This window comes from Streptomyces thermocarboxydovorans, assembly GCF_039524635.1.
GTDB classification, from domain to species: domain Bacteria; phylum Actinomycetota; class Actinomycetes; order Streptomycetales; family Streptomycetaceae; genus Streptomyces; species Streptomyces thermocarboxydovorans.
In genome coordinates this window covers 31,691-47,591 of record NZ_BAAAGU010000026.1, presented here as the reverse complement: position 1 = coordinate 47,591, position 15,901 = coordinate 31,691, and the positions used below count along the sequence as shown (strand labels likewise).

The following is a 15,901-nucleotide window of genomic DNA, read 5'->3' as shown; positions in this document are numbered from 1 at the left end:
TCGGTGACCGCGTTCACCGGCCACCCCCGCTCCGGTCCCGCAGCAGCCGCCGGAGCCGCTCCCACCCGGGCTCCTGGACGAAGCCTCCGGCTCCCCAGCGCAGCGCCGGTACCGTCCGCACCAGGCCGGACGGGTCGCGCTCCAGCACGTGCACCTCGGCGATGCGCCGCCGCCCGGCCCGGTCCCTGACAAGGTGCAGCACCACTGACACGGCGGCGGCCAGCTGGCTGTGCAGCGCGAGGCGGTCGAGCCCGGCGGCCGTGCCCAGCGCCTCCAGGCGGGCCGGTACATCGGCGGCCGCATTGGCGTGAACAGTGCACATACCGCCTTCATGGCCCGTGTTCAGGGCGGCCAGCAGGTGGACGACCTCCGAGCCGCGCACCTCGCCGACGACCAGCCGGTCCGGGCGCATCCGCAGCGCCTGGCGCACGAGGTCCTCCAGAGTCACCAGCCCGGCGCCCTCCTGGTTCGCGGGCCGGGTCTCCAGGCGCACCACGTGCGGGTGGTCGGGCCGGAGCTCCGCCGAGTCCTCGGCCAGGACGATGCGCTCGTCCGGCCCGACCAGCCCCAGCAGCGCGCTGAGCAGGGTCGTCTTGCCGCTGCCTGTGCCACCGCTGACCAGGAAGGACAGGCGGGCGTCCATCAGTGCCCGCAGCACCCGGTCACCGCCCGGTGGCACGGTGCCCGCCGCCGTCAGCTCGTCGAGGGTGAAGGCGCGGGGCCGCACGACACGCAGGGACAGGCAGGCGCTGCCGACGGCCACGGGCGGCAGTACCGCGTGCAGCCGGGTCCCGTCGGGGAGCCTGGCGTCCACCCAGGGGCGGGCGTCGTCCAGGCGGCGGCCGGCGACGGCGGCGAGCCGCTGGGCGAGTCGGCGCACGGCCGGCGCGTCCGGGAAGCGGATGCCGGTCAGTTCCAGACCGCGGCCTCGGTCCACCCAGACCCGGTCAGGGGCCGACACCAGGACGTCGGTCACCGCCGGGTCGGCGAGCAGCGGCTCCAGCGGGCCGCTGCCGACCAGTTCGGACCGCAGTCGCTCGGCCGCCCGGAGGACCTCCGCGTCGCCGAGCACCCGCCCCTGCTCGCGCAGGGCCTGCGCCACCCGGGCTGGCGTCGGCTCGGCCCCGCTCTCCGCCAGCCGGCGCCGCACCTCGTCCAGCAGTCCCTCGGGCAGGCCATCGGGCTGGCCGTCGCGCTGGCTGTCGGGCCGAGCGGGTCCGACCGGAGGCGATGTGGTCGTAGTGATCGTGGTCCTCATGCCGTCCTCGCCTCCACCAGGGCCCGCTCCCAGAACTCCTTGCAGAAGTGGGCCAGCGGTCCCCGCCCGGAGGCCGCGGGCGGCCGGGCCGGCTGGTGGGCGCGCTGCAGGGCGGGTTCGACCGGCACGTCGCCCGCGAGCGGCAGGTCGAGCAGACGGGCCACCTCGTGGTCGTCGAGACCGGGTGCGTAGGGCCCGCGCACGGCCACGCGCAGATCGCGCAGCACCATGCGCACGGCGGAGGACACCCGTTTGGCCGCGGCGACGGCGCGCAGTTCGGCCGGGACCACCAGGAGCCCGATGTCGAGCTGGGCCAGGACCTCGGCCACCGCCTCGTCGACGCGGCGCGGCAGGTCGGCCACGACCGTGCCACCGCCGCGCCGCGCGGCCGCCAGCACCGCACGCACGGCCTGCGGCGGGACGGCCACGCAGTCCCCGCGGTCCCAGCTGAGCACCCGCAGCGAGTGCAGTTCCGGCAGCGAGGCCTCCAGCGCCGCACCGCCGACCCGGCCCCGTGAGGCGGCGAACGCGGGCCAGCGCAGCCCCTGTGCCGTCTCGCCGCCGAGGACCACGTCGAGGCCGCCGCCCAACGGATCCGCATCCACGAGAAGGGTGCGCAGCCCCTCCCGGGCGGAGGTGACGGCGAGCGCGCAGGCCAGGGTGGAGGCGCCGGCCCCGCCCCGGCCGCCGATGACCCCGACGGTCAGGGCGGGCCGTCCGACGCCCTCGGCCACGTCGGCGATGCGGTCGACCAGCCACTGCTCGCCGTCGGGCAGCATGAGCACATGGTCGGCGCCGATCTCCACGGCGCGCCGCCAGACCCCGGAGTCGTCCTGATCGCGGCCGACCAGCACCACGCCGCGACGGCGGGCGGCCCCGCGCACGCGCCGTGCGGCGTCGTCGCCGACGAGCACCAGGGGCGCGGCCTCCCAGCTGCCCCTCGGTTCGGGGACGCCGTGGTGGACCTCCGGTGTGGCGCCGGCCGCCGCGCACAGGCGCAGCAGATCGTCGAGGAGCTGTGCGTCCTCGGTGACGATCAGCGGTCCGCTCTGGCGGCCGCCTCCGGCGGCGGGCGGCGGATCGTGTGTGACGGTTCCGGTCATGTTCGTCCCCCTTCGCTGCGTGTCTCGCGCAGCCCCTGCGGCCCCGCGATTCCCAAACCTGTGAAGAACCGGCAAGGGCCGTCTTATGGACGGCCGACAGAAACCGGCCAAACGCGACCCCGGCAAACGGAACGGGCAGAGAACTCGCCGCGAGCGGGGCGCGCAGGAATCACGGTGCAGGGATCGGGAAATGGAAGGGGATCTTGGTTGAAAACTGTGGACAAGTCCGCCGTTGTGAATATCGCCTTCACCCGCACAGGTGAGTGCGGCTCATGTTCCGGACCGGATCCGCAGCGCAGCCTGAAAATTACCCACAGTAACAGGTCGTGCACATGCCAACACAGGGCCTGCAGCGGGCACCCGGCCACCATCAGGGCCATCATGAGAGCGAGAAAACCCACCCGGACATGCGACGACCCCCGCCGGGGGGGAGAGCGGGGGTCGTCCCCACGGCCGACTCGGGGGGGGAGGAGTCGGGCCGGGTTAGACACGGTCGCGCGAACGATCCGTGACTTCCATGGTGTACCCGAGAGCCCTCTCAGGCAAACCCACGCGCCCTACCTTACGCCGAATGAGGTGCGCCTATGCTCAGGAGCGTGGAAAACCACTCCTTGCCGCGCACAGCCGTCTTCTTTGACCTGGACAAGACGGTCATTGCGAAGTCGAGCACGCTCACGTTCAGCAAGTCCTTCTACCAAGGCGGCCTGATCAACCGCAGGGCTGTGCTGCGCACCGCCTATGCCCAGTTCGTCTTCCTCGCGGGAGGCGCGGATCACGACCAGATGGAGCGGATGCGCAAGTACCTGTCCGCGTTGTGCCGTGGCTGGAACGTCCAGCAGGTCAAGGAGATCGTGGCCGAGACACTGCACGACCTGATCGACCCGATCATCTACGACGAGGCCGCCACCCTCATCGAGGAGCACCACGCCGCGGGCCGGGACGTGGTGATCGTGTCCACCTCGGGCGCCGAGGTGGTGGAGCCGATCGGCGAGCTGCTGGGCGCGGACCGGGTCGTCGCCACCCGCATGGTCGTGGGCGACGACGGCTGCTTCACCGGCGAGGTGGAGTACTACGCCTACGGCCCGACGAAGGCCGAGGCGATCCGCGAGCTGGCCGAGTCCGAGGGGTACGACCTGGCCCGCTGCTACGCCTACAGCGACTCGGCGACCGACCTGCCGATGCTGGAGGCGGTGGGCCACCCGCACGCCGTGAACCCCGACCGCGCGCTGCGGCGCGAGGCGGTCGCCCGCGAGTGGCCGATTCTCGACTTCCACCGGCCCGTGCGGCTCAAGCAGCGCCTGCCCGCGCTCTCCGTGCCGGCCAGGCCCGCCCTGATCGCGGCCGTCGCCGTCGGAGCCGCCGCGGCCACCGCCGGTCTGGTCTGGTACGCCAGCCGGCGCCGGCCCGCGTCCGTTTAGCTCCTCTTTGAACCTAAAAGTAAAGAAGCAGAGCCAACCCTTCCGTTGGCTTCGGTCCTGGAGTACAAAGGAATTAACGGCCCGCGAGACCAAGGGAATCCGAAAGGATCACCTTCGGAACGCAATTGGCCCCACGGACCGAGCATGGAAACCGGGCACCCACGCGACGTCGACCCGTCGATTACGGGCCAGCCGCATCAGGTGACGGGCAAAGTCCCCGACCTGATGGGCAATTATTCGAGGACGCTTGGTAACCCGGTGGACATGCCAGCGGCGGTACGAGTCCTCGTACCGCCGCATTGGTGTGCCAGGGCCCGTGCACTCGGCGCTCAGGTCGCGGTGCCGGGAGGCTCTACGCCCGGCGCAGTCGGGCCGATTCAGGCCGCGCCGCGCTGCAGCGCCTCGCAGACAGCCGTCGACTCGCGCGCACCGAGCTCGACCGCCCGGCCGCAGTGCGCGATCCAGGCGGCCACACCCTCGGGCGTCCCGGAGACATAGCCCTCCAGCGCGGACAGATACGCCTCACGGCCCAGCTCCGCGTACCCCACCTCGGCCGGGCAGACCGACTTTGGGTCGAGTCCGCTGCCGACCAGCACGATACGTTCCGCGGCGCGCGCGACCAGGCCGTTGTGCGAGACGAAGGGCCGCAGCGCGAGCAGCTCCCCGTGCACGATCGCGGCCGTCACCAGCGCCGGAGCGGAACCGCCCGCGATGATCACCTCGGCCAGCCCGTCCAGCCGCCCGTGCATCTCCGCAGCGCCGGGCAGCTCGAGCGTGAGCAGCGGCTCGTCGACCGGCTCGCCCTCCTTGCGCGGGCGGCCGACCTGCTCCGCCTTGTCCGCGGCGGCCACCAGATGCAGCCGGGCCAGCACCCGCAGGGGCGACTGGCGCCAGATGGACAGCAGCTGCCCCGCCTCGGCGGTCAGCCGCAGCGCCGCGCCCATGGTGCGCGCCTCGTCGTCACCGCTGAAGTCGGTGCGCCGGCGCACCTCCTCCAGCGCCCAGTCGGCGCCGGCCAGCGCCGCCGAGCCACGGGCGCCGCGCAGCGCCGCCTCGGAGGTGATCTCGTTGCTGCGCCGCCGCATGACCCGGTGCCCGTAGACCCGGTCGACGGCCTTGCGCACGGACTCCACGGAGTCGGCCACGCCGGGCAGGGAAGCCAGGGCGGCGAGCGGGTCGGCGGACGCGCCTGTCGTACTCATGAGTACGACCCTACGCACCCCGCGCGCCCACCCCACGATGGAGTGGTCTTCTTCACGCCCGCCTGCCACCTGCAGTCATCACCGCACTACGCTTGGTGAACATGAAAATTGCTTTCGTCGGGAAGGGCGGCAGCGGCAAGACCACCCTGTCCTCCCTGTTCATCCGCCATCTGACGGCCGAGGGCGCCCCGGTCGTCGCGGTCGACGCCGACATCAACCAGCACCTGGGCGCCGCACTGGGCCTCGACGAGACGGAGGCGGCTCAGCTGCCCGCGATGGGCGAGCACCTCCCCCTGATCAAGAACTATCTGCGCGGCGCCAACCCGCGCATCGCCTCCGCCGAGACGATGATCAAGACGACCCCGCCCGGCGAGGGCTCTCGGCTGCTGCGGGTCTGCGAGGACAACCCGGTCTACGAGGCCTGCGCCCGCCCGGTGGAACTCGACGGCGGCGCCGCCCGTTTGATGGTCACCGGCCCCTTCACGGACGCCGACCTGGGGGTCGCCTGCTACCACTCCAAGACCGGAGCGGTGGAGCTGTTCCTGAACCACCTGGTGGACGGCCCCGGCGAGTACGTCGTGGTCGACATGACGGCGGGCTCGGACTCCTTCGCCTCCGGCATGTTCACCCGCTTCGACATCACGTTCCTGGTGGCCGAGCCGACCCGGAAGGGGGTCTCCGTCTATCGCCAGTACAAGGAGTACGCCCAGGACTACGGCGTCACCCTGAAGGTCGCCGGCAACAAGGTGCAGGGCCCGGACGACCTCGCCTTCCTCCGCGACGAGGTCGGAGAGGACCTGCTGGTGACGGTGGGCCACTCGGACTGGGTCCGGGCCATGGAGAAGGGCCGGCCGCCCCGCTTCCGTCTCCTGGAGGAGCCCAACCGCGAGGCCCTGCGCCGGCTGCACGCGGCCGCCGACGCCACGTACGAGCTGCGCGACTGGGAGCGCTACACCCGCCAGATGGTGCACTTCCACCTCAAGAACGCCCGCTCCTGGGGCAACGAGCGCACCGGAATCGACCTGGCCGCGCAGGTCGACCCCGGTTTCGTGCTCGGCGAGAGCGAGAGCGCGGGAGCGGGGGCGGGCGCGGGCGCGGAGGCAGGGGCGGGCGCGGGAGTCCCCGCCGGCGCGTGACGACCGCGCCGACGCGTCGGTCGTTCACCCCCACCCCCCCAACCTCAGCCCTTCGCCCCCGCGCCCCTCGTCAGTCCTTCGCCGCCGGCGCCCCGGGCACGCCCTTGGGCGCCGGGGCGGGGCCGGCCTTGAGGAAGGACTTCCAGCCCTTCTCCGGAACCTCGCCGACGTCCAGCGTGCGCAGCTTCTTCAGCACCTTCGGGTCCTGGGCGTCCAGCCAGTCCACCAGCTGCCGGAAGGAGACACAGCGCACGTCGGACTTGTTGCACACCGTCTCGATGACCTCCTCGACGGCCCGCATATAGGTGCCGCCGTTCCAGGACTCGAAGTGGTTGCCGATGATCAGCGGTGCGCGGTTGCCGTGGTAGGCGCGCTCGAAGCCCTGCAGCAGGCCGTCACGCATCTGGTCGCCCCACAGCTTGTGCTTGCCGGGGTCGCCCTGGGTGTTGGTGCCCGACTGGTTGACCATGAAGTTGTAGTCCATGGTCAGCTGCTCGTAGCTGTGGCCGGGGAACGGAACCAGCTGCATCGACAGGTCCCACAGGCCCTTCCGCTTCTTCGGCCAGACCTGGTTGTTGACGCCGCTGGTGTCATAGCGCAGGCCCAGGTCGCGGGCCGCCTTCCTGAAGTTCTTCTGCCCCTCCAGGCACGGGGTCCGGGCGCCGATCAGCTCCTTGTCGTAGTCGAAGGGCAGCGGCGAGGCGTCCGTCATGCCGGTGTTGGTCTTCCAGGTCTTGACGAACCGTTTCGCCTGGGCGATCTCGTCCTTCCACTCCGCCACCGACCACTCGCCGACGCCGCCTTCGCCGCAGAAGTGCCCGTTGAAGTGGGTGCCGATCTCATTGCCCTCCAGCCACGCCAGCCGGAGCTGCTTGACGGTGTCGGCGATGCCCTGGCGGTCGTTGAAGCCGATGTCGGAGCGGCCCGGGGAGTGCTGCGGCGGCCGGTACAGATCGCGCTTGTCCTCCGGGAGCATGTACACACCGCTCAGGAAGTACGTCATGGTCGCGTTGTTCTCCCGGGCGACCTTGCGGAAGTGGGAGAACAGCTTCTGGCTGTCCTCGCCCGCTCCATCCCAGGAGAACACCACGAACTGGGGTGGTTTCTCGCCCGGCTCGAGCCTCTTGGGCCGGGGCAGATGCGGCTGCGCACCGGTGTAGGCGGTGGAGCCGTCGCCGATCAGCCGGACCACGTTCTTCGGCGCCGGGGCGGGCTTCGCCTTGCTCTGGGAGTCGGAGCCGCAGCCGGCGAAGGAGGCTGCGCCGACCGCGGCCATCACAGTGCCCGCGGCGATTTTCCGGGTGGCGGCCATCCGTCCACCTTCTTCCTTCTCTCGGGCCAACCCTGCTGAGGGCGATCTCCGCCAAGCTCGCACGGAAGGGAGAAGGAATTAATACGACAAGCCGATGAAATGACCACTTCACCCGACAGAGGGATTCGTTGATCCATTTGCCATGAAAGTCTAGGTTTGGTCTTTACCCTGAATTGCGAGTCGTTTACTGATTGTTGAAGCCAGCAGTTCGTTCAGTTCGGTTGTTCTCTCTGCCCTTGTCCCCAGCTGGTGCATCCCGCCGTCCGCGATTCCACACCCCGAGGAGACGGGACCATGTCCGCCTGTGTCCCCGCCCATGCCCGAGGCTCGAAGCCCACCGAGCGCACCCACCCCCCGCACAGCCCGCCCCCGCCGGGCCGCCGGCGCTTCCGCATCGCGGGCAGCGATCTCTCAGCCTCGATCACGGTCTTCCTGATCGCCCTCCCCCTGTCCCTCGGCATCGCCCTCGCCACGGGCGCCCCGCTCCAGGCCGGTCTGGTCGCCGCGGCCGTCGGCGGACTGGTCGCCGGACGCCTCGGCGGCTCTCCGCTGCAGGTCAGCGGCCCCGCTGCCGGACTCACGGTGGTCACCGCCGACCTCATCCAGCACTACGGCTGGCGCACCACCTGCGCCGTCACCGTCCTCGCCGGTCTCGTCCAACTCGCCCTCGGCAGCCTGCGGGTGGCCCGTACCGCCCTCGCCGTCAGCCCCGCGATCGTGCACGGCATGCTCGCCGGAATCGGCGTCACCATCGCCGTCGCCCAGCTGCACATCGCCCTGGGCGGCACCCCGCAGAGCTCCGTCCCCGACAACCTCCGTGTCCTGCCCGCCCAGTTGACGCAGCTGCGCCCCGACGCGGTGTCCGTGAGCGTGCTGACCCTGGCGGTGCTGCTCCTGTGGCCGAGAATCCCCGGCCGTGCGGGAGACCGGCTGCGCAAGGTCCCGGGCGCGCTCGTCGCCGTCGCCGGCGCCACCGCCGTCGCCGCGCTCGCCGGTCTGGCGCTGCCCCAGGTTCACCTGCCGTCCTGGAGCAGCCACGCCCTGGCCGGGCTGCCCGACGGGCCGGTGCTCGGGCTGATCGCGGCCGTGCTCACCACCACGCTGGTGTGCAGCGTGGAGTCGCTGCTGAGCGCCGTCGCGGCGGACAAACTGCTCGCCACCCGCCCTGGCCCCGTCCCGGTCAAGCGCTCCGACCTGGACCGCGAACTGCTCGGCCAGGGAGCCGCGAACATCGTCTCCGGCTCGCTGGGCGGACTGCCCGTGACCGGGGTCGCCGTGCGCACCGCAGCCAATGTCCGGGCGGGTGCGGTGAGCCGGAACTCCACGATGCTGCACGGCGTTCTCGTAGTGATCGCCGCGCTGCTGATGGTCCCGCTCCTGGAGCTCATCCCGCTCGCCTCGCTCGCCGCCCTGGTGATGGCCATCGGCATCCGGATGGTGTCCCTGCACCACATCCGCACGGTGACCCGCCACCGGGAGGCCCTGGTCTACGCCGTCACCACCCTCGGCGTGATCTGCCTGGGCGTCCTGGAGGGCGTGGCGCTGGGCATCGCCGTGGCCGTCGGTGTCGCCCTGCACCGGCTGACCCGCACCCGTATCAGGCACGAGGAGGAGGGAGGAGTCCATCACGTCCATGTCAGAGGCCAGTTGACGTTCCTCGCGGTGCCGCGGCTCAGCCGTGCCCTGCATCTGGTGCCTCAAGGGGCGGACGCCGTCGTGGCGTTGGACGGGTCGTTCATGGACCACGCCGCCTTCGAGACGCTGCAGGACTGGCAGCAGACCCACACCGCACGCGGGGGCACCGTGCGGATCACCGGCCGCCGGCCCGGCGTCCGCATCGCCGAACCCGCCGTCCTCGCCGCCGATCCCGCCCGCGGCGCGGCCGCACGGAACGGTGCCGCCGGACGCGCCCCCTCCGGCACCGACTGCCGCTGCCGCCCCTGGACGCCCTGGCGCAACCACCAGTGCGAACGCCCACCGGCGGTGAACCCGCCGCCAGACGAGAGGAGCGCATCCGACGACAAGTTCACCCCCGCCGCGGACGGCACCGCGCCCGCACCCGCCGGCACCCCACCCGCACTCGCCCACGTTTCCGGCGCCGGTGACGCCACATCACCCGGCATCGGAGGGCTGCAACTCGTGCGCGGCATCAGCGCGTTCCAGCGCAACACCGCCCCGCTGGTCCGCGAGGAGCTGGCCCGGCTGGCGCGTGAGGGGCAGCGGCCCACCCAGCTGTTCCTGACCTGCGCCGACTCCCGGCTGGTCACCTCGATGATCACCTCCAGTGGTCCGGGCGACCTGTTCGTGGTGCGCAATGTCGGCAACCTGGTGCCCGCGCCCGGAGAGGAGAGCGGTGACGACTCGGTGGCCGCGGCCATCGAGTACGCGGTGGACGTGCTGGCCGTGCGTTCCATCACGGTCTGCGGGCACTCGGGGTGCGGCGCGATGCAGGCGCTGCTGGGCTCCGCGGCGTCCGGCGACGGCACTCCGCTCGGACGGTGGCTGCGGCACGGGCGGCCCAGCCTGGAGCGCATGGACGACGCGAGCGCGCCCCCGGCTCGACTGGCGGGGAGAGCCGCGGCGGACGCGGTGGAGCGGCTCTGTCTGGCCAATGTGGTCCAGCAGCTGGAGCATCTGCGCGCCCACGAGTCCGTGGCCCGCGCCCTCGAGGCCGGGAGGCTGGAGCTGCACGGGCTGTACTTCCACGTGGGCGAGGCGCAGACGTACCTGCTCACCGGGGCGGACCGGGAGCCGGTGTTCGAGCGGGTGCGCGAGGTGGACCTGGCGGTGTGAGTGGCCCGCCGGGCCCCTCCGAACGCGTCCGCCGGGCCCCTCCGAACGCGTCCGCCCGGCCCCTCCGAACGCGTCCGCCCGGCCCCTCCGAACGCGTCCGCCCGGCCCCTTCGGGCGTGACCGCCCGGCCCGTCCGGGTGTGACCCTCGGGGCCGCGGAGGGCGTCCGTCCGGGTGTCCGTCCCGACCGTCCGGTGTGAGGGGCGTTACACCCCTTGAACCGGCTTGCTCCGCCGCACGTGGGAAGGGATGACCGGGCACACCGGTCCGAGCCGCGTGACCGGAGCACAGCAAGCAGGCCGCACACCCGGACAGGTCTAAACCAATGTGCCGTCGACCCTTGTCAGCGCACCCTCGCGTCTGATGAGCTGTGGCCTGGGACACAACGGACACCCTGAACGGACACCCTGGGAAAGGCAGATGCCGTGAGCAATGAGAGCCTGGCCAACCTTTTGAGGGAGGAGCGTCGCTTCGCGCCGCCCGCTGACCTGGCCGCGAACGCCAACGTCACGGCTGAGGCGTACGAACAGGCCAAGGCTGACAGGCTCGGTTTCTGGGCCGAGCAGGCCCGCCGACTGACCTGGGCCAAGGAGCCCACCGAGACCCTCGACTGGTCGAACCCGCCGTTCGCCAAGTGGTTCAAGGACGGCGAGCTCAACGTCGCCTACAACTGCGTCGACCGGCATGTGGAGGCCGGCCACGGCGACCGGGTCGCCATCCACTTCGAGGGCGAGCCCGGCGACAGCCGCGCCATCACCTACGCCCAGCTCAAGGACGAGGTCTCCAAGGCCGCCAACGCCCTGCTGGAGCTGGGGGTCCGCAAGGGCGACCGGGTCGCCGTCTACATGCCGATGATCCCGGAGACCGCCATCGCGATGCTGGCCTGCGCCCGCATCGGCGCCGCCCACTCGGTGGTCTTCGGCGGCTTCTCGGCGGACGCGCTCGCCACCCGGATCGAGGACGCCGACGCGCGCGTCGTGATCACCGCCGACGGCGGCTACCGGCGCGGCAAGCCCTCCGCGCTCAAGCCGGCCGTGGACGAGGCCATCAGCCGGGTGGACCGGGTCGAGCACGTCCTCGTCGTCCGCCGCACCGGCCAGGAGGTCGCCTGGACCGAGGGCCGCGACGTGTGGTGGCACGACCTGGTCGACCGTCAGAGCACCGAGCACACGCCGGAGGCGTTCGAGGCGGAGCACCCGCTGTTCATCCTCTACACCTCGGGCACCACGGGTAAGCCGAAGGGCATCCTGCACACCTCCGGCGGCTACCTCACCCAGACGGCATACACGCACTGGGCGGTCTTCGACCTCAAGCCGGAGACCGACGTCTACTGGTGCACGGCCGACGTCGGCTGGGTCACCGGGCACTCGTACATCGTCTACGGCCCGCTGGCCAACGGCGCCACGCAGGTCATGTACGAGGGCACGCCCGACACCCCGCACCAGGGCCGCTTCTGGGAGATCGTGCAGAAGTACGGCGTGACCATCCTCTACACCGCGCCGACCGCGATCCGGACGTTCATGAAGTGGGGCGACGACATCCCCGCGAAGTTCGACCTCAGCAGCCTGCGCGTGCTGGGCTCCGTCGGTGAGCCGATCAACCCCGAGGCGTGGATCTGGTACCGCAAGAACATCGGCGCGGACCGCACGCCGGTGGTGGACACCTGGTGGCAGACCGAGACCGGCGCCATGATGATCTCGCCGCTGCCCGGCGTCACCGAGGCCAAGCCGGGGTCCGCGCAGCGCCCGCTGCCCGGCATCTCCGCGACCGTCGTCGACGACGAGGCGAACCCGGTGCCCAACGGCGGCGGTGGCTACCTGGTCCTCACCGAGCCGTGGCCGTCGATGCTGCGCACCATCTGGGGCGACGACCAGCGGTTCATCGACACCTACTGGTCCCGCTTCGAGGGCAAGTACTTCGCCGGTGACGGCGCCAAGAAGGACGACGACGGCGACATCTGGCTGCTCGGCCGGGTCGACGACGTGATGCTGGTCTCCGGACACAACATCTCCACCACCGAGGTGGAGTCCGCGCTGGTCTCCCACCCGTCGGTCGCCGAGGCGGCCGTGGTCGGCGCGAGCGACGAGACCACCGGTCAGGCGATCGTCGCCTTCGTGATCCTGCGCGGCACCGCGGCCGAGACCGAGGACCTGGTCGCCGAGCTGCGCAACCACGTCGGCGCCACGCTCGGCCCGATCGCCAAGCCCAAGCGCATCCTGCCGGTCGCGGAGCTGCCCAAGACCCGCTCCGGCAAGATCATGCGCCGGCTGCTGCGCGACGTGGCGGAGAACCGCCAGCTGGGTGACGTCACCACCCTGACCGACAGCACCGTCATGGACCTCATCCAGGCGAAGCTGCCGCAGGCACCCAGCGAGGACTGAGCCACCCGGCTACAGGACTGAGCAGGACGGACAGCGAGGGCACCCGGCGCGTTCCTTACGCCGGGTGCCCTCGCTCGTCCTCGTGGCGTTCGTCGTCCTCGTCGTGCTCGTCGTCCCCCTCGTGCGGGCGGACGCCCCGCCCCGCACGCAGTGCGACGTCCACGGGTAAGCTCGAGAGCGCGTAGGACAACGTTCAAGATCGTCATGGTGCGCCGGGAAGTCTGGTCGGCATGTGTTCCGTGCTGTCCCCCGACCGGAGGTCCCCGCCGTGTCCGCACCGTCCCGCACCCCCTCCTCCTCGCGGAAGGTCTTCGGGCTGCTCTCGCTGCCCGAGCGGAACTTCGTCGCGGACGCGCTGCGCACCGAGACCGTCGGCGGCGTCCTGCTGCTGCTCGCCGCCGTCGCCGCGCTGATCTGGGCGAACGTCCCCGCCCTGCACGACAGCTACAAGAGCGTCAGCCACTTCCACCTCGGCCCCGAAGCACTGGGGCTGAATCTGTCGGTGGCGCACTGGGCGGCCGACGGGCTGCTCGCCGTCTTCTTCTTCGTGGCCGGGATCGAGCTGAAGCGCGAGCTGGTCGCCGGTGATCTGCGCGACCCGCGGGCAGCCGCGCTGCCGGTCGTCGCCGCACTCTGCGGCATGGCGGCTCCGGCCGTGGTCTACACGATCACCGCGGGCGCCGGCGGCGGGTCGCTGGCCGGCTGGGCGGTGCCCACGGCGACCGACATCGCCTTCGCGCTCGCCGTGCTCGCCGTCATCGGCACCTCCCTGCCGAGTGCCCTGCGGGCCTTCCTGCTCACCCTGGCCGTCGTCGACGATCTCTTCGCCATCCTGATCATCGCGGTGTTCTTCACCGATTCCCTGAACTTCCCGGCGCTCGGCGGCGCGCTGGCCGGCCTGGTCGTGTTCTGGCTGCTGCTGCGCACGGGGGTGCGCGGCTGGTACGTGTACGTGCCGCTCGCGGTGGTGATCTGGGCGCTGATGTACAACAGCGGCATCCACGCCACCATCGCCGGTGTCGCCATGGGCCTGATGCTGCGCTGCCACCGCCGCGAGGGCGAGGAGCACTCGCCGGGTGAGCGCATCGAGCACCGGGTGCGACCGCTGTCGGCGGGGCTGGCCGTGCCGCTGTTCGCGCTGTTCAGCGCGGGTGTCGCCGTCTCGGGCGAGGCGATCGGGAAGGTGTTCACCACCCCGGAGACGCTGGGCGTGGTGCTCGGTCTGGTCGTCGGCAAGACCGTGGGCATCTTCGGCGGCACCTGGCTGACGGCCCGCTTCACCCGGGCCTCGCTCAGCGACGACCTGGCCTGGTCGGACGTGTTCGCGCTGGCCGTGCTCGCCGGGATCGGCTTCACCGTGTCGCTGCTCATCGGCGAGCTCGCCTTCGAGGAGGATCCGGCGATGACGGACGGCGTCAAGGCCGCCGTCCTGACCGGCTCGCTGCTGGCGACCCTGCTGGCGTCGGTGCTGCTGAAGCTGCGCAACGCCACCTATCGCAGGCTCGCCGAGGAGGAGGAGCGCGACGAGGACCACGACGGCGTCCCGGACGTCTACGAGGCGGACGACCCGGAGTACCACCTGCGCATGGCCGAGATCCTGGAGCGAAAGGCCGCCGAGCACCGGCGGCTCGCCGAGGAGAAGGCCGCCGAACGGGAGCGGCTTGCCGAAGTGGCGGGCGAGGCAGGCGAGGACGGGGACCGTCGGGCATGATCTGACGAGACGGTACAAAAGCGGGACGGAAGAAGTCACAACCGCACGCAGACGAGCCGGCAGACGAGCCAGCACCTCGGTCGGCAGAAGAGGGAGACCGCGATGAGCGCACCCGACGGCAGCCCGGTCGGCGCCGAACGCAGCATCGGACAGCTGTTCGCCACCGCGACGGCAGAGATGTCGGCGCTGGTGCACGACGAGATCGCGCTGGCGAAGGCGCAGCTCAGGCAGGACGTCAAGCGGGGCGCGACCAGCGGCGGCGCCTTCATGGCGGCCGGTGTCCTGCTGCTGTTCTCCCTGCCGATGCTCAACTTCGCCCTGGCGTACGGCATCCGCACCTGGAGCGGCTGGAACCTCGCGGTCTGCTTCCTGCTGTCGTTCGCGGCGAACGTGCTGATCGCGGGCCTGCTCGGGCTGATCGGCGTGGTCTTCGCCAAGAAGACCAAGCAGGGCCGCGGACCGCAGAAGGTCGCCGCGTCGGTGAAGGAGACGGCGGGCGTGCTGCAGAACGCCAAGCCGCACCCGCGCCCGCAGCGCAAGGAACTGCCGCAGGACCGGGCTCCGGAGGCCATCGAGGCTGTGGCACGCTCGTCCTCATGATGGACCCAGCTCCTTTCCCGGCGCAGAGCGCCTCGGTCGTACGCCTCGACGTCCCCGGCGCCGAGGTCACCCACCGGGATGTCGCCGCCAATGGCGCCCGTTTCCACATCGCGGAAGTGGGTGACGGACCGCTGGTGCTGCTGCTGCACGGCTTCCCGCAGTTCTGGTGGACCTGGCGGCACCAGCTCACCGCGCTGGCCGATGCCGGGTTCCGGGCTGTCGCCATGGACATGCGGGGCGTGGGCGGCAGCGACCGCACACCCCGCGGCTACGACCCGGCCAACCTCGCCCTGGACCTCACCGGGGTGATCCGCTCCCTGGGCGAGCCGGACGCCGCGGTGGTCGGCCACGACCTGGGCGGATACCTCGCGTGGACGGCGGCGGCGATGCGCCCCAAGCTGGTGCGGCGGCTCGCGGTCGTGTCCATGCCGCACCCGCGGCGCTGGCGCGCGGCGATGCTCGCCGACGTGCGGCAGTCGGCCGCGCTCTCCCACATCTGGGGGTTCCAGCGGCCCTGGATCCCCGAGCGGCGGCTCACCGCGGACGACGGGGCCCTGGTCGCCCGGCTCATCCAGGACTGGTCGGGGCCGAGCCTGCCGGACGAGAAGGCCCTGGAGGTCTACCGGCGGGCCATGTGCATCCCCTCCACGGCCCACTGCGCCATCGAGCCCTACCGCTGGCTGGTGCGCTCGCTGGCCCGCCCCGACGGCTTCCAGTTCAACCGGCGGATGAAGCGCCCGGTCCGCGTGCCCACCCTGCATCTGCACGGCTCGCTCGACCCGGTGATCCGCACCCGCAGCGCGGCCGGCTCCGGACAGTACGTGGAGGCGCCCTACCGCTGGCGGCTGTTCGACGGACTCGGACACTTCCCCCACGAGGAGGATCCGGTCACTTTCTCCACAGAACTGATCAACTGGCTGAAGGATCCCGAGCCGGATCGGTAACCGATCGGACGCTGCCCGTACTTGCCCCGCGCATAAGCCAATTG

At 71.5% G+C, this 15,901-nt stretch carries 11 protein-coding genes; 7 read left to right on the top strand and 4 right to left on the bottom strand.

Annotated elements, in window-relative coordinates:
- Positions 1-13: 13 nt before the first annotated feature.
- Together ABD198_RS14135 and ssd are read right to left on the bottom strand one after the other, a co-directional pair.
- A complete protein-coding gene (locus ABD198_RS14135) occupies positions 14-1,258 on the bottom strand; it encodes a TadA family conjugal transfer-associated ATPase (RefSeq protein ID WP_344000994.1) in 1,245 nt (414 codons plus the stop codon).
- Positions 1,255-2,361 (bottom strand): septum site-determining protein Ssd, encoded by a 1,107-nt coding sequence (ssd, locus tag ABD198_RS14130; protein ID WP_344000992.1) that lies wholly within the window; start codon positions 2,359-2,361, stop codon positions 1,255-1,257. Before ssd ends, ABD198_RS14135 begins: the two co-directional genes overlap by 4 nt.
- 584 nt (positions 2,362-2,945) lie before the next feature.
- Between ssd and ABD198_RS14125 the strand changes: the two genes are divergently transcribed.
- Positions 2,946-3,779, top strand: coding sequence for an HAD family hydrolase (locus ABD198_RS14125; RefSeq protein WP_344000990.1), 834 nt, complete (start codon positions 2,946-2,948; stop codon positions 3,777-3,779).
- Positions 3,780-4,156: 377 nt separating this feature from the next.
- Here ABD198_RS14125 and ABD198_RS14120 read toward each other — a convergent pair whose 3' ends face one another.
- A complete protein-coding gene (locus ABD198_RS14120; protein WP_344000988.1) occupies positions 4,157-4,981 on the bottom strand; it encodes a Fic family protein in 825 nt (274 codons plus the stop codon).
- Between the two features lie 101 nt (positions 4,982-5,082).
- On the opposite strand from ABD198_RS14120, the gene ABD198_RS14115 reads away from it, so the two are divergent.
- Entirely contained in the window at positions 5,083-6,117 is a 1,035-nt protein-coding gene (locus tag ABD198_RS14115; RefSeq protein ID WP_344000986.1) for an ATP-binding protein, read from the top strand.
- Positions 6,118-6,187: 70 nt separating this feature from the next.
- On the opposite strand, the gene ABD198_RS14110 is transcribed toward ABD198_RS14115, so the two are convergent.
- Positions 6,188-7,429: a polysaccharide deacetylase family protein gene (locus ABD198_RS14110; RefSeq protein ID WP_344000983.1), complete on the bottom strand. Its 1,242-nt coding sequence runs from the start codon at positions 7,427-7,429 to the stop codon at positions 6,188-6,190.
- 294 nt (positions 7,430-7,723) lie between these two features.
- On the opposite strand from ABD198_RS14110, the gene ABD198_RS14105 reads away from it, so the two are divergent.
- From ABD198_RS14105 to ABD198_RS14085, 5 genes are all read left to right on the top strand, one after another.
- Complete coding sequence (locus ABD198_RS14105; protein WP_344000981.1) at positions 7,724-10,222, top strand: SulP family inorganic anion transporter; 2,499 nt, start codon at positions 7,724-7,726, stop codon at positions 10,220-10,222.
- Between the two features lie 424 nt (positions 10,223-10,646).
- Positions 10,647-12,602: an acetate--CoA ligase gene (gene acs, locus ABD198_RS14100; protein WP_344000979.1), complete on the top strand. Its 1,956-nt coding sequence runs from the start codon at positions 10,647-10,649 to the stop codon at positions 12,600-12,602.
- 268 nt (positions 12,603-12,870) lie between these two features.
- Positions 12,871-14,313 carry a Na+/H+ antiporter NhaA gene (nhaA, locus tag ABD198_RS14095; RefSeq protein WP_344000977.1) on the top strand — a complete coding sequence of 481 codons (1,443 nt, stop codon included), beginning with the start codon at positions 12,871-12,873 and terminating at the stop codon, positions 14,311-14,313.
- A gap of 102 nt (positions 14,314-14,415) precedes the next feature.
- On the top strand, positions 14,416-14,913 hold the full coding sequence (locus ABD198_RS14090) for a phage holin family protein (protein WP_344000975.1): 498 nt from the start codon (positions 14,416-14,418) through the stop codon (positions 14,911-14,913).
- On the top strand, positions 14,910-15,857 hold the full coding sequence (locus ABD198_RS14085; RefSeq protein WP_344000973.1) for an alpha/beta fold hydrolase: 948 nt from the start codon (positions 14,910-14,912) through the stop codon (positions 15,855-15,857). The genes ABD198_RS14090 and ABD198_RS14085 overlap by 4 nt, the downstream gene beginning before the upstream one ends.
- Positions 15,858-15,901: the final 44 nt, after the last annotated feature.